Source organism: Corynebacterium sp. MSK195 (assembly GCF_030228885.1).
GTDB lineage: Bacteria > Actinomycetota > Actinomycetes > Mycobacteriales > Mycobacteriaceae > Corynebacterium.
Map to the genome: position 1 here is coordinate 313,388 of NZ_JASPGT010000001.1, position 12,601 is coordinate 325,988.

The following is a 12,601-nucleotide window of genomic DNA, read 5'->3' on the forward strand; positions in this document are numbered from 1 at the left end:
GCAGACAATTGAGGGTTTTGAACGGTGTTCACCCGGGGCTGATAATTGCGAGCCAGAGCTATTGCGGCGGGCTCCCAATCGAGGCTTCTTAGCCCGCTGGCGCCTGTGTTTAAGCGCTGAGTAGGATGGCGCGCATGCGATTGACCGAGTATTACCAGCTCATTAAGGACGAATTTGGCGAGTCTAAGGGAAAGTGGATTAGCCACTCCCATGTCTTGCCAGACCTCGGGGCAACGCCTGATGAGCTTATCGAACGCGGCGTCGATCCGCGTCGCGTCTGGCTGAGCCTGTGTGATGACTTTGATGTACCGAAGGAGCGCAGGTTGGGAGTCGATTACCCGACTTTATAGCGCCGTCGAATTTGACGGACTGGCGTGTTCACTTTCAAAATTCGAACAGATGTATGTAATATGGCGGAAGTGTCGATGTAGTCGTCTACAGTGGGATGGCGTTGACGGAGGGAACCGTTTGAGTTCCACGGCAGTCTAATAATGCGTTAGTACATCGTCGTTAAAGATAAGGATGAAAGTTAATGGCAACCAAAAAGAAGTCTTCTTCTTCCGCCTCTAAGGGAGATGACCGCCAAAAGGCCCTCGATGCCGCGATGGCCATGATTGAGAAGGATTACGGCAAAGGCGCTGTGATGCGCCTGGGTGATGACAACCGCCCACCGATTAAAGCCATTTCCTCCGGTAACACCGCAATCGATGTCGCTCTTGGTATTGGCGGTTTCCCGCGCGGGCGCATCGTAGAGATTTATGGCCCGGAGTCTTCTGGTAAGACCACTGTTGCGCTGCACGCTATTGCATCCGCGCAAAAGGATGGCGGCATTGCCGCGTTTATTGACGCCGAGCACGCGCTCGACCCGCAGTATGCTCGTCTGCTTGGCGTGGATACCGATAACCTCTTGGTTTCCCAGCCAGATACCGGTGAACAGGCCTTGGAGATTGCCGATATGCTGGTGCGCTCCGGCGCAATCGACATCATCGTTGTTGACTCCGTAGCTGCCCTTACCCCGAAGGCGGAAATTGAAGGTGAGATGGGGGATAGTCACGTCGGCCTTCAGGCCCGCCTGATGTCGCAGGCGCTGCGCAAGATGACCGGTGCCCTGTACAACTCCGGTACCACCGCTATCTTCATTAACCAGCTGCGCGAAAAGATTGGCGTGATGTTCGGCTCGCCAGAGACCACCACCGGTGGTAAGGCGCTCAAGTTCTACTCTTCCGTGCGCTGCGATATCCGCCGCATCCAGACCTTAAAAGATGGCCAAGATGCCATCGGTAACCGCACCAAGCTCAAGGTAGTAAAGAACAAGGTCTCGCCACCATTTAAGATTGCCGAGTTCGACATCATGTATGGCGAAGGCATCTCTCGCGAGTCCTCCATTATTGACCTTGGCGTCGAAAACGGCTTCATCCGCAAGTCCGGCTCTTGGTTTACCTACGAAGGCGACCAGTTGGGCCAGGGTAAGGAGAAAGCGCGTAATTTCCTGAAGGATAACCCGGATCTGGCCAATGAAATCGAGCAGAAGATTTTCCAGAAGCTCGGTATCGGCGAGGCCGCGGCCGAAGGTGAAGAGGGTGCCGCGATGGACGTTCCTGGAGCCGATGATCCATTGACCGACGAGTCCGTTGATCTCGTTCCAAACGTCGATTTTGATGACGACTAAAACGTCTAACCCGTCCCCACACACTCCGCGTACCATTTGAATCTGCATCATGAATCAACCCGCCCCCGAAAAGCTCGCCAAACTCCGTCAGGCCCTCGAGGCCTATGAGAATGGAGCGGCAGGGGGCGGGCTTTTTGATCGAGAGGCAGAAGAGGCCAAGGCCAAAGTCCGCTCTCGGGCACTGGGTCTTTTGGATCAGCGCTCTAGGTCCCGGAAAGAGCTCTATGATCGCCTAGTACAGGCCGAGTTTGAGCCAGATGTCGTTGAGAACGTACTAGATGATTTAGCCCACGCGGGGCTGGTGAATGACGCAGCTTTTGCACACGAGTGGGTGCGCCAACGGCATAAGCGGCGCGGCAAGTCCAGCTCGGTTCTCAACAGGGAATTGCGGGAAAAGGGCGTGAGTGAGGCTGACCGTGCTGAGGCTCTCGAGCAAATCGACCCTGCCGATGAACAAGCCATGGCACAGGCCCTTGCGGAAAAGAAGGCTCGCTCCATTAAAGCTGTTCCCTCGGATCGCAAGGAGCGCGACAAGGCCCTGCGACGCATCGTGGGAGTGCTGGCACGCCGCGGCTTCAATGAAGGGATGTCGCTGCAGATCGCAATCGCGGCGCTTGACGCGCGGTGCGCGGAATTGCGCGCAGAGGACTGATACGGCCAAGGCAGGGCAGCGCCGAAATGACAAAGACGCGGCAGTTATGAGTTGCCTAGCTTCATGGCTAAACTATGCCGACGTGGAGCAGACAATCGCAGATAACCGTACTTATGAAGTCCGAACTTTCGGCTGCCAGATGAATGTGCACGATTCAGAGCGCATCTCTGGCCTCTTGGAGGAGGCCGGCTACGCGGCCGCCGGCGAGGGCGTGGAGCCAGATCTCATCGTCTTTAATACCTGCGCCGTGCGCGAAAATGCCGATAAGCGGCTCTACGGCACGTTGGGTGCCTTGAAGAAGACAAAAGAAAACCATCCCGGCATGCAAATTGCCGTGGGCGGTTGCTTGGCACAGAAAGACAAGGACACCGTCCTAGATAATGCCCCGTGGGTTGATGCTGTCTTTGGCACTCACAATATGGCGGCCCTGCCGACGCTGCTGGAGCGCGCCCGCCACAACGATGAAGCCCAGGTGGAAATCGTTGATTCCCTCGAGGCTTTTCCGTCGGTCTTGCCAGCCAAGCGTGAGTCTGCCTATGCCGGCTGGGTTTCTGTTTCTGTAGGCTGCAATAACACCTGCACCTTCTGTATTGTTCCTTCCTTGCGCGGCAAGGAAGAGGATCGCCGGCCCGGCGATATCTTGGCCGAGGTTAAAGCCTTGGTGGACCAGGGCGTATCTGAGGTCACCCTGTTGGGGCAAAACGTCAATGCCTATGGCGTTAATTTTGCCGATCCCGATATGCCGCGTGACCGTTTCGCCTTTTCTAAGCTGCTGCGCGAGGTGGGCAAGATCGATGGCCTTGAGCGATTGCGCTTTACCTCCCCGCACCCAGCGGAGTTTACTTCCGACGTCATCGATGCCATGGCCGAGACCCCGGCCGTGTGCCCGCAGTTGCATATGCCGCTGCAGTCTGGCTCCGACAAGGTCCTTAAGGACATGCGCCGTTCCTACCGCACTAAGAAGTTCCTGCGGATTTTGGATGAGGTACGGGAGAAAATTCCGCACGCCGCGATCACGACCGATATCATCGTGGGCTTCCCAGGCGAGACCGAGGAAGACTTCCAAGACACCATGGAGCTTGTGCGCCGCGCTCGTTTTGCTTCGGCCTTTACCTTCCAGTATTCGCCGCGTCCGGGAACCCCGGCTGCGGAAATGGAGGACCAGATTCCCAAGGAGGTCGTCCAGGATCGTTTCGAGCGTCTCGTTGCCCTGCAAGACAGCATTCAGGCAGAGGAAAACAAGAAGCTCATTGGTACGGATGTGGAGCTTTTGGTGCAGGCCGAAGGTGGCCGCAAGAACGATGAAACCCACCGCATGACCGGCCGCGCGCGCGATGGCCGCCTGGTGCACTTTGCCCCGGTTGATTCGGACGGCACGGATATCTCGGCGGAGATTCGCCCGGGTGATGTGGTGCATACCCAGGTCACCGGTGCGGGCTCCTTCTTCTTGCTTGCCGACGCCGCCGTGACCTCCCACACCCGCACCAAGGCCGGCGACATGTCTGCTGCCGGCGAAACGCCTACCACCGCACCCATCGGCGTCGGTCTGGGTTTGCCGTCGATTGGCAAGCCCGCGGCGGCCGAATCCGGCGATTCTTGCGGTTGCTAGCAGGGGAGTAGGCTAGGGAGCCATGACTGAGGAACATTCGACCACCGCAGCCCACAATGCAGCTAACGCTGAGCGTAGAGCAGCACAAACAATGGACCTCGGCGTTCACAAGGTGACGCTGAGTATTGCAGTGGTGGTCTATATCCTCTACCTGATTTTGCCCTACGCCGGTCCAGCCCATGGTTGGGAGGCATTGACGTTCGGCACCACGTCGAGTGGCGTGAGGATTTCCATCATGGAAACCGTCTCCGCGTGGCTCGCGCTCATAGGGTTGGGAATTCTTACTCCGGTGACACTGTTCACCCGCCGCGCTACGCCGGGGCTCATCGCCTGGATGCTGGTGACGGTGTCCTTCTTTGCCAACCTATGGGGCTTCTGGTTCCGTGGTTCTACCGCTGATGGGGCGACGCTGGGAATGTGGGTAGGAATGCTGGCTACCTTCCTAGCATTTCTGGCCTATAGCATGGTGGCACTGCGCCGCAGCCCAGAGCAGAAGGCTGCCGAAGCCCGCGTGCGCGCCACCGCCGGACAGCTCGATGAGGTGGGCGAATTCCAATCCAGGATAGACGCGGCACCGCAGCGGGAGCCACTGGAGGACAATCGCCGCAAGCAAGCCGCCGAACGCCACCGCGCCCAGCGCGGCGAGCAGTAGGCCTACCGCCACTAATCCCGCAGCCGCAACTCCCACGCAGAAGAGCGGGAGAGTTCCCGGGCGCCCAGGCTGCGGTAAATGGCATTCATGGCCGCGTCCTTGGCGGCAACGGAGCAGTAGCAGCGCCGTACCCGCGGCCAATAGCGCGCCACCTCATGCAGCGCAGTGAGCTTGGCTAGCTGCGCAAGTCCCCGGCGCCGGTGCGGGCGATCGGTCACAGTCAGAGTCCACTCGCAAACTTCAGGATTCGCGTCCTCGTGCCGAGCCATCTCGGTCAGTGCGAGAATGCTCCCGTCCTCGGCGGTAAGTGCGATAAGAAGTGTGTGCCCGCGACGAGAGCGCAGCCGGCTGTGCGCTTCGCGCAATCGGGCACGCGTCCACACGATGGGCTCCACCGTCAGATCACCAGTTTCCGCGTCTGTGGACGCTAGGCTAAGCAGCCGCATGACCTCGTCGAGGTAGCCCTCAGGGATGTCGTAATCCGGCCAGACTCGGGCCGTGATTCCCGCCGGGAGCAGTGCTGCCACAGGGCTTTCAGGGATGTCCATCACCAGCTGGTGTTCCGCATGCCGTTGCGTAAATCCCAACTCGCGGTAGATGCTGCCCATAGCGTCGTAGTCTGGGTCCGCGCCCGGCGGGTGCAATAGTCCCACGTGCGCTACGGTGCGGCCGAGTTTCCGGGCCAGCTCCAGCGCCTTCGTCCCCATCCACTCGGCAACCTTGCGCCCTTCTTCATCCAGTTGCTCGCCAGGAAGGGGCAAATCACACAGCACGCATTCAATCTCTGCTGCCTCGCGCTCTTCCAACAGCGGCAGGCTAATGTGGATGAACCCGAGGTAATCCAGCTCCGGGCTCGGCTCCACCGAGGGGATAAGCGGCAGGCCAAGATCAGAAACCTCACCAAGGGTGGAGTCGCCGTCCACTACGGCAAAAAGATGGGTCTGTGATTCGCTAGAACCTTGCAGACGCTGGACCACACGGCCCGGCGACGTCGATGCCGCGGCATCGCCGCTGGCTTCTTGGGCCGCCAAGTTGGCCCAAAAGACGAAGCTGCGAATACAGTCCGCAGGTTCGCTGGGCTGGGCGTGAGCGGTAGGCGAGTGCGCCGGCCGCGGTGGCCGCGCAATGTGGACGAGGTGCACTACTTGTCATTGACGGCGTTAGCGGCGGCGTCGGCAAAAGCCTGCCACTGCTCGGCCTGCGCACGCAGATCAGCGGCCTTTTTCGCATTGCCCTTGGCCTCAGCTGCCTCGGCCTGAGAGTTAAACTCATCGACTTTAGCCTGGAACTGCGCCACGCGTGCTTGCGCCTCTGGGTCGGTGCGGCGCCACTCGGACTTTTCTGCCTCGGTGACGCGCTGCTCCAGCGCCTCAATCTTGGACTCGTACTCGCGCACCTGCTTGCGGGGAACGAAGCCAATTTCTTCCCACTTTTCCTGCAGCTCGCGCAGCTTGGCCTTCGCACCCTCGATGCCCTTGGACGGGTCGATCTGCTCGTCGTATTCCGCGATCAAGGCGTCCTTGGCCTTGGCATTTTCTGCAAACTCGCGGTCGCGCTCGTCATTGACGGCATTGCGGGCATTGAAGAACTTGTCCTGGGCGGCGCGGAAGCGGGCCCAGAGCTTATCGTCCACGTCGCGCGGGGCGCGGCCGGCAGCCTTCCACTCAGTCATCAAATCGCGGTAGGCGCGGGCGGTGGGGCCCCACTCGGTGGAATCCTGGATGGCCTCGGCGCGCTCGACCAGTTCTTCCTTCTTCTTGCGGGCAACCGCACGGGCGCGGTCCAGCTCGGCAAAGTGGGAGCCACGACGGCGGTTGAAGGAGTCGCGGGCGCGGGAGTAGCGCTTCCATAGGGCATCGTCGGTCTTGCGGTCAATGCCCTTAATTTGCTTCCACTCTTCTAGGATGGCGCGGATGCGGTCACCAGCGGCCTTCCATTCGGTGGAGTTTTCGGCAATTTCTTCTGCCTCAGCTGCCAGTTTTTCCTTGGCAGCAATAGCTTCCTCGCGGCGGCGCTCCTTATCGGCCTGCGCCTGCTCACCGGCTTCTACTGAGTGTTCAATGACGGCAACAAGGCGGCGGTCAAGTGCTGCGATGTCTCCGATGACCGCAGCGGTTGGTAGGGTCTCGCGCAATTGCGCTGCGGTCTTTTTAATGCCAGCGGCCTCGCTGGGGTTGGCGCGCAGGCGAGCCTCGAGCAGTTCAATTTCGGTGGAGAGATCGTCGTAGCGCGCGCCGTAGTGCTGTAGGCCCTCCTCGGGGGTGCCGGCCTGCCATTCGCCAATCTTGCGTTCGCCCTCCGGAGCGGAAACGAAGACGGAACCATCCGCGTCGACGCGGCCCCATTTGGCCGGGTCATTCTTGCTTGGTGCCTGCACGGGAACAGGCTTTGCGGTGGGGCGAGGGCCCTTCTTGGGCATGGAACCTGGGGTAGGGATGGGAGACATGACAAGCCCTCCTATGCATAGATCGCCGCGCGTCACGGCTGCCGAATAAAATCACTCGATACATTACCGCGAATATCCCGCGCGTGCCCAGATTCTATTTAATTACCTCCACTTGGGTAGATAGTATGGAGGAATAATGTTCAATCTCATGGTAATGCCAGCCTCACCGGCGCTGGCCGTGGAGCTTTCCGCTCATGACGCTGCTTCCCGCGCCCTGCTTGCCGCTGCCCGTACGCTCGCAGTGGAGGCTGCGGCCGCCGGAATAACGGAAGTAGATATCGTCGGCAGCCAGGATAAGCGCTGGTATACCGCTCATACCGGTAGCTTACGGGCCTGGGGTGCGGCCACTGACCTGGGCGGCGGCAATTTTCTTCCGGAGATCATGGCCCGGTACGTGCTGCACAGCGTGCCGCAACTTCACGCCCGCGCTAGCCGGGAGCACATCGGCCAGCCGGATCCGGCGGCGCTCACCATCGTCGTGGCAGATGGCAGCGCGGGCCTGACCGAGCGCGCCCCCTTGGCGCTCGTTCCCGGTGCCCAGGAAGCGCACGAGTGGTGCGAGGAGGTGCTCATGGGGGCGTCGGCAAGCAAGGCAGGCGAATGGCTTTCCCAGCGCGGTGTGGTAGAGCCCGCACTGTGGGAGGAGCTAGCAGGACTACAACCAAAGAAGGCGCAGTTGCTGGCCACCGACGCCACCCTGGGGGTTGGCCGCTACGTTGCAGGGTGGGAGGTCTAATGCGCCCGATTGCAGTGTTTGGACCCACCGCCTCCGGCAAATCTGCGCTGGGGTTGGCGCTGGCGCAGGAGCTGGACGGCGAGGTGGTCAACGTCGATTCCATGCAGCTCTACCGCGGTATGGATATTGGCACCGCCAAGCTCACCCCGGCCGAGCGCGAGGGAATCCCGCACCACCAGCTCGATGTGTGGGACGTGACTGAGACCGCTTCTGTGGCGCGCTATCAGCGCGATGCCATCGCGGACGTGGAAGGGATCATGGCGCGCGGCAAGACGCCCATCCTAGTCGGCGGCTCCATGCTTTATGCCCAAGCGCTTGTCGACGACTGGCAGTTCCCACCCACCGACCCCGCCGTCCGCGCCAAGTATGAGGCCCGGCGCGTAGAAATCGGTACCGATGCCCTGCACGAGGAGCTGGCGCAGGTAGATCCGGCCGCGGCCGCCATTATTGAAGATAAGGACCCACGGCGCACCGTGCGCGCCTTGGAGGTCATCGAATTGACCGGCAAACCCTATAAGGCTAGTCAACCACCGAAGGACGCACCGCCGCGGTGGGGCACCCGTTTGCTCGGCCTGCGCACCACCGCAGACTGGCTTAATCCGCGCATCGAGCTGCGCACGCGCCTGATGTTTGAGCGCGGGCTCATCGAGGAAGTCGAGTGCCTCCAAGCCCAAGGCTTGGTGGCCGATTCCACGGCCGGGCGTGCCATTGGCTATGCGCAGGTATTCCAAGCCCAGCGCGGTGAACTCACCTGGGATGAGGCCGTCGAGCGCACTATTACCGGGACACGGCGCTACGTGCGCCGCCAACGATCTTGGTTCAACCGCGATAAGCGCATCATGTGGCTGGATGCCGCGGGCGATACGACCGCCCAGGCGCTGCGCGCGCTAGGGTAGGGAGCATGAAATTTGCCAAGGGTCATGGAACTGAGAACGACTTCGTCATCGTCGAAGACCACGCGGCCACCACGCCGCTTGCCCCCGAGCGCGTAGCGGCGCTGTGTAATCGCCGCGCCGGTATCGGCGGCGACGGATTGCTGCGCGTCGTGCGCGCCGAGGCCTTGCTCGCCGCCGGGGAAATCGAGTCGCTGGCCGAGGGCATCGCGCCCACTGACTGGTTCATGGATTATCGCAACGCTGACGGTTCCGTGGCCGAAATGTGCGGCAATGGCACCCGCGTTTTCGCCCACTGGCTGCGCTCGCGCGGCCTCGTGGAAGAAGACGAGTTCACCATCGGTACCCGCGCCGGCGCCAAGCGCGTGACGGTGCACTCGTGCGATGCGCATGGGGCTGAGGTCACCGTGGAGATGGGACCGGCCGAAGTAACGGGTGTATCCACCGCGTCTATGGCCGGGGAGAGCTACGCCGGTCTAGGCGTTGACATGGGCAACCCCCACCTCGCGGCCGTGGTGCCGGGGCTGGACGCCGAGGGCCTTGCAGCCAAGACATTCGAGCAGCCCATCATCGATGAGTCTTTCTTCCCCGCCGGCGTGAATGTTGAGGTCGTGACCCCGCTGCGTGATGGCCACGTGCACATGCGCGTCTTTGAGCGCGGGGTAGGAGAGACCCGCTCCTGCGGCACGGGCACCGTGGCGGCCGCGACCGCTGCGCTTGCCGACGCCGCCGTTGACCACACCACCACCCCTCACGGTACCGTGCACGTACACGTCCCCGGCGGGGAAGTGACAGTGGACATCTACGAGGGCGGTTCGCGCCTGACCGGCCCGTCCGCGATCGTCGCCACCGGCGAGACCTCCCTTTAGACCGCGTCGGGCCCGACGCGCGCGGTGCGCGGTACACGGTGAGTGCTTAGGCGCTGCGTCCTTCGCCTTCCTCTTCCTCGAATGCTTGCTCTTCGAGGGCTTGGCGGCGCAGGGCGCGATTTTTTACTTCGTTCTTTTCATACTTCGGCCCGAGCGCAAAAGCGGCGCGGCGGGCCGATAGCCATGTTTCCTTGAGCTCGCGAGCCCGTCCATCGGTCACCTTGAGCAAGGACTCCAGCTCGTTGGTGCTGACCTCTTCCGCGTTGACGCGTAGGTTCAGCCGGCGCAGGAACCGTCGGGAGCCCGAAATCTCATAGTGGAAGGCTTCGATGGTGGGGTCGGAGCAATCCAGATCTAAAAGCGCCGGCCGGTAAAGCGTGCGGTCCGCGATTTTTTCGGCCGCCTCGGAGGACCGGAAGTCTTCGTATTCGGCCAAGACGTCCTGAATATCTTCGGCAGAGAGCCGAATAGAGCTGCGCAGCGCCGCCTGCTCCGAGGCATCCGGCCGGGCGTGGAGCATGAGCAGTGCTGCCGCGATGAGTAGTGCCGCGATGAAAACCCCGGGGAGTTTTAGGGTTGCCACAACCGCCACTGATCCCACCAGGATCAGCGCGAGAACCAATACACGCCGGTTCCTCGCATTTTCCGGGAAAGGCATCCACACAGCTATTCCACCAGACCTTTGCGTCAGCTCTTAGTGGCCGCCGCAGCCACAGCCTCCGGAACCACAACCGCAGCCAGCGCCGTCGCCGCAGCCACCGCTGGGCATTTCTATAGAAGCCGTCAGCAGGGCGGTGCCGGCCACGATAGAGTCCTTGGTCGGTAGCTCGTCGCCCCCCGCAGGTAGGCAGAGATCGAAGGGGAAGAGGCCATCCATGACGAGGTGGGCGAATTTCTCGCCGGTGAGCTCATTGGTACGCCACTCGGATTCCATGACGCGCGCCGCAAAGGTAGCGGCCGGGGTAGGAACCTCCGCACCAGACCCGGAGGAAATTACCTTCGCCCCCGCGGACTCAAAGAGCGCCGGGAATTCGCCCTCGGCCGCCTCATAGGCATCGGCAGACTCGTAGGTGCGGATATCGAGGCCCATGGCGGTGAGGGAGATTTGCTGCCACTGTTGCAAGGGTTCGTCGGCAAGCAAAGGCCCCTGCGCCAAGTTCGCGGTGGCCTGGGCGATGGTGGTGCCGAAAGGATCGATAATTTCCAGCAGGGCAAGAACATCGTTGACCATCTCTACGTGGGCGAACCCTTGCGTAACCGCATTGAAGCCAATGTAGGTAGCAAAAGGTTCCACCGCGAGAATATTGAGCTGTGCGCCCGATGGATCGGTGAACTGGATCAGCTGACCACCGCGTACCTCACCGGTAACGGCCAAGCGATCGCTCGCGATAGCGGCCTCGACGGCATCTTGCCAGCGTTCGAAATTGAGGCCAATCGCCTGCATCTCGGTATTTTGCTGCGCCCCAGTGTCCTTAACGTTCATGCCCGCCATTGTATCGCCTTGTGCAGCCAGCTAAGAATCCGCAATTCCCGCTTTTGGCCGCAACGTGCCAAAATGAATGGTAGTATGACCGAATTTTCCCAGCACAATAACGACGATCTCCTCGCCCGTGCGTTCCGCGATAACGAGGCCCCTACCGCACCACAGGCGACGCCCACCACCGGTGACCTTGACCTGGCAGAGCGCAACGCGTTCCGCCGCGTCACCCGTGAGACCACCATCCGCGCCGAAGACACCACCGATGGCTATGAGGTGGAGTACCGTAAGCTGCGCCTCGAGCGCGTCATCTTGGTTGGCGTGTGGACCGAAGGCACCGTGGCCGAAGTCGAAGCCACCATGGACGAGCTCGCGGCGCTGACCGAGACCGCCGGCGCCGAAGTAGTAGAGATGATCTACCAAAAACGCGATAAACCTGATTCCGGCACTTTCATTGGCTCCGGCAAGGTCAAGGAATTGCACGACATCGTCGAGGCCACCGGCGCCGATACCGTGGTATGCGATGGCGAGCTCAACCCCGGCCAGCTCACCGCTCTCGAGCGCGCGCTTAACACCAAGGTCATTGACCGCACGATGCTCATCCTTGACATCTTTGCCCAGCACGCCAAGTCCAAAGAGGGCAAGGCACAGGTCTCCTTGGCGCAGCTGGAATACCTCTACACCCATACCCGTGGTTGGGGCGGCAATCTTTCGCGCCAGGCGGGCGGCCGCGCCGGCTCCAACGGCGGTGTGGGCCTGCGTGGTCCCGGTGAGACCAAGATCGAGACGGATCGCCGTCGCATCCGCACGGAGATGGCTCGGTTGCGCAGGGAGCTGCGCGCTATGAAGACCGCCCGTGAGGTCAAGCGTTCCAAGCGCCAGCGCTCAACCATCGCGCAGATAGCCATTGCCGGTTACACCAATGCTGGAAAGTCCTCGCTCATCAACGCCATGACCGGCGCCGGCGTGCTGGTGGAGGACGCACTCTTTGCCACCTTGGACCCCACCACTCGCCGTGCCACGCTTGCCGACGGCCGCCAGGTCGTATTCACCGACACCGTCGGCTTTGTCCGACACCTGCCCACGCAGCTGGTCGAAGCCTTCAAATCCACCCTGGAAGAGGTGCTGGCCGCCGATATCATGTTGCACGTGGTCGATGGCTCTGACCCATTCCCGCTCAAGCAGATTGAGGCCGTCAACCAGGTCATCTATGACATTGTGTCCGAAACCGGCGAGCAGGCCCCGCCCGAGATCATCGTGATCAATAAGATCGACCAGGCCGACCCGCTGGTGCTCGCCGAGCTGCGCCACGTACTCGACCATGAGGACGTCGTCTACGTATCCGCGCGCACGGGCGAGGGAATCGATGAGCTTACCGCGCGCGTGGAGCTCTTCCTCAACTCCCGCGATAGCCACGTCAAGCTGCAGGTTCCCTTCACCCGCGGTGATGTGGTGGCCCGCGTACACGCCGAGGGCACGGTGCGCCACGAGGAGTACACGGCCGATGGCACGCTTGTCGACGTCCGCCTTCCCGCGCCCACCGCCCGCGAACTTGCCGAATTCATCGTGGAGGAAGTTTCCTAAAACCAACCCGGGTG

General features: G+C 61.4%; 13 protein-coding genes. 9 read left to right on the plus strand and 4 right to left on the minus strand.

The window, feature by feature from the left end:
• Positions 1-134: 134 nt before the first annotated feature.
• The 5 genes from QP909_RS01475 to QP909_RS01495 all read left to right on the plus strand — a co-directional run bounded on the left by QP909_RS01475 (position 135) and on the right by QP909_RS01495 (position 4,582).
• On the plus strand, positions 135-350 hold the full coding sequence (locus tag QP909_RS01475) for a DUF3046 domain-containing protein (protein WP_239277525.1): 216 nt from the start codon (positions 135-137) through the stop codon (positions 348-350).
• Between the two features lie 182 nt (positions 351-532).
• Positions 533-1,669 (plus strand): recombinase RecA, encoded by a 1,137-nt coding sequence (recA, locus tag QP909_RS01480; protein WP_284765881.1) that lies wholly within the window; start codon positions 533-535, stop codon positions 1,667-1,669.
• 49 nt (positions 1,670-1,718) lie between these two features.
• Positions 1,719-2,321 carry a recombination regulator RecX gene (gene recX / locus QP909_RS01485; protein WP_284765882.1) on the plus strand — a complete coding sequence of 201 codons (603 nt, stop codon included), beginning with the start codon at positions 1,719-1,721 and terminating at the stop codon, positions 2,319-2,321.
• Positions 2,322-2,367: 46 nt separating this feature from the next.
• The gene (gene miaB / locus QP909_RS01490; RefSeq protein ID WP_284765883.1) at positions 2,368-3,930 is read left to right on the plus strand and encodes a tRNA (N6-isopentenyl adenosine(37)-C2)-methylthiotransferase MiaB; all 1,563 of its coding nucleotides are present in this window, start codon (positions 2,368-2,370) and stop codon (positions 3,928-3,930) included.
• 22 nt (positions 3,931-3,952) lie between these two features.
• The gene (locus QP909_RS01495; protein WP_284765884.1) at positions 3,953-4,582 is read left to right on the plus strand and encodes an Rv2732c family membrane protein; all 630 of its coding nucleotides are present in this window, start codon (positions 3,953-3,955) and stop codon (positions 4,580-4,582) included.
• Positions 4,583-4,593: 11 nt separating this feature from the next.
• Here the strand turns inward: QP909_RS01495 and QP909_RS01500 are convergent, their stop codons facing one another.
• Together QP909_RS01500 and QP909_RS01505 are read right to left on the minus strand one after the other, a co-directional pair.
• Positions 4,594-5,724, minus strand: coding sequence for a GNAT family N-acetyltransferase (locus QP909_RS01500; protein WP_284765885.1), 1,131 nt, complete (start codon positions 5,722-5,724; stop codon positions 4,594-4,596).
• Positions 5,724-7,028 carry a DUF349 domain-containing protein gene (locus tag QP909_RS01505; RefSeq protein WP_284765886.1) on the minus strand — a complete coding sequence of 435 codons (1,305 nt, stop codon included), beginning with the start codon at positions 7,026-7,028 and terminating at the stop codon, positions 5,724-5,726. The genes QP909_RS01500 and QP909_RS01505 overlap by 1 nt, the downstream gene beginning before the upstream one ends.
• A gap of 136 nt (positions 7,029-7,164) precedes the next feature.
• Between QP909_RS01505 and QP909_RS01510 the strand changes: the two genes are divergently transcribed.
• From QP909_RS01510 to dapF, 3 genes are read left to right on the plus strand one after another with little or no spacing between them, the layout of a single operon-like run.
• Entirely contained in the window at positions 7,165-7,764 is a 600-nt protein-coding gene (locus QP909_RS01510) for a hypothetical protein (RefSeq protein ID WP_284765887.1), read from the plus strand.
• Complete coding sequence (gene miaA, locus QP909_RS01515; RefSeq protein ID WP_284765888.1) at positions 7,764-8,660, plus strand: tRNA (adenosine(37)-N6)-dimethylallyltransferase MiaA; 897 nt, start codon at positions 7,764-7,766, stop codon at positions 8,658-8,660. The genes QP909_RS01510 and miaA overlap by 1 nt, the downstream gene beginning before the upstream one ends.
• Positions 8,661-8,665: 5 nt before the next feature.
• Positions 8,666-9,526, plus strand: a complete 861-nt coding sequence (dapF, locus tag QP909_RS01520; protein ID WP_284765889.1) for a diaminopimelate epimerase — start codon at positions 8,666-8,668, stop codon at positions 9,524-9,526.
• 46 nt (positions 9,527-9,572) lie between these two features.
• Here the strand turns inward: dapF and QP909_RS01525 are convergent, their stop codons facing one another.
• Both QP909_RS01525 and QP909_RS01530 read right to left on the minus strand, forming a co-directional pair.
• Positions 9,573-10,184, minus strand: coding sequence for a hypothetical protein (locus tag QP909_RS01525; RefSeq protein WP_502868549.1), 612 nt, complete (start codon positions 10,182-10,184; stop codon positions 9,573-9,575).
• A gap of 36 nt (positions 10,185-10,220) precedes the next feature.
• On the minus strand, positions 10,221-11,018 hold the full coding sequence (locus tag QP909_RS01530; RefSeq protein ID WP_284765891.1) for a hypothetical protein: 798 nt from the start codon (positions 11,016-11,018) through the stop codon (positions 10,221-10,223).
• Positions 11,019-11,093: 75 nt separating this feature from the next.
• On the opposite strand from QP909_RS01530, the gene hflX reads away from it, so the two are divergent.
• Positions 11,094-12,587 (plus strand): GTPase HflX, encoded by a 1,494-nt coding sequence (gene hflX, locus QP909_RS01535; RefSeq protein ID WP_284765892.1) that lies wholly within the window; start codon positions 11,094-11,096, stop codon positions 12,585-12,587.
• Positions 12,588-12,601 lie beyond the last annotated feature (14 nt).

What these genes read in the sequence shown, in the direction of transcription:
- dapF (WP_284765889.1), top strand. Translation starts at nt 8,666, where the DNA reads ATGAAATTTGCCAAGGGTCATGGAACTGAGAACGACTTCGTCATCGTC.
- QP909_RS01505 (WP_284765886.1), bottom strand. Translation starts at nt 7,028, where the DNA reads ATGTCTCCCATCCCTACCCCAGGTTCCATGCCCAAGAAGGGCCCTCGC.
- recA (WP_284765881.1), top strand. Translation starts at nt 533, where the DNA reads ATGGCAACCAAAAAGAAGTCTTCTTCTTCCGCCTCTAAGGGAGATGAC.
- recX (WP_284765882.1), top strand. Translation starts at nt 1,719, where the DNA reads ATGAATCAACCCGCCCCCGAAAAGCTCGCCAAACTCCGTCAGGCCCTC.
- QP909_RS01525 (WP_502868549.1), bottom strand. Translation starts at nt 10,184, where the DNA reads ATGCCTTTCCCGGAAAATGCGAGGAACCGGCGTGTATTGGTTCTCGCG.
- QP909_RS01510 (WP_284765887.1), top strand. Translation starts at nt 7,165, where the DNA reads ATGTTCAATCTCATGGTAATGCCAGCCTCACCGGCGCTGGCCGTGGAG.
- QP909_RS01475 (WP_239277525.1), top strand. Translation starts at nt 135, where the DNA reads ATGCGATTGACCGAGTATTACCAGCTCATTAAGGACGAATTTGGCGAG.
- hflX (WP_284765892.1), top strand. Translation starts at nt 11,094, where the DNA reads ATGACCGAATTTTCCCAGCACAATAACGACGATCTCCTCGCCCGTGCG.
- miaA (WP_284765888.1), top strand. Translation starts at nt 7,764, where the DNA reads ATGCGCCCGATTGCAGTGTTTGGACCCACCGCCTCCGGCAAATCTGCG.
- QP909_RS01530 (WP_284765891.1), bottom strand. Translation starts at nt 11,018, where the DNA reads ATGGCGGGCATGAACGTTAAGGACACTGGGGCGCAGCAAAATACCGAG.
- miaB (WP_284765883.1), top strand. Translation starts at nt 2,368, where the DNA reads ATGAGTTGCCTAGCTTCATGGCTAAACTATGCCGACGTGGAGCAGACA.
- QP909_RS01495 (WP_284765884.1), top strand. Translation starts at nt 3,953, where the DNA reads ATGACTGAGGAACATTCGACCACCGCAGCCCACAATGCAGCTAACGCT.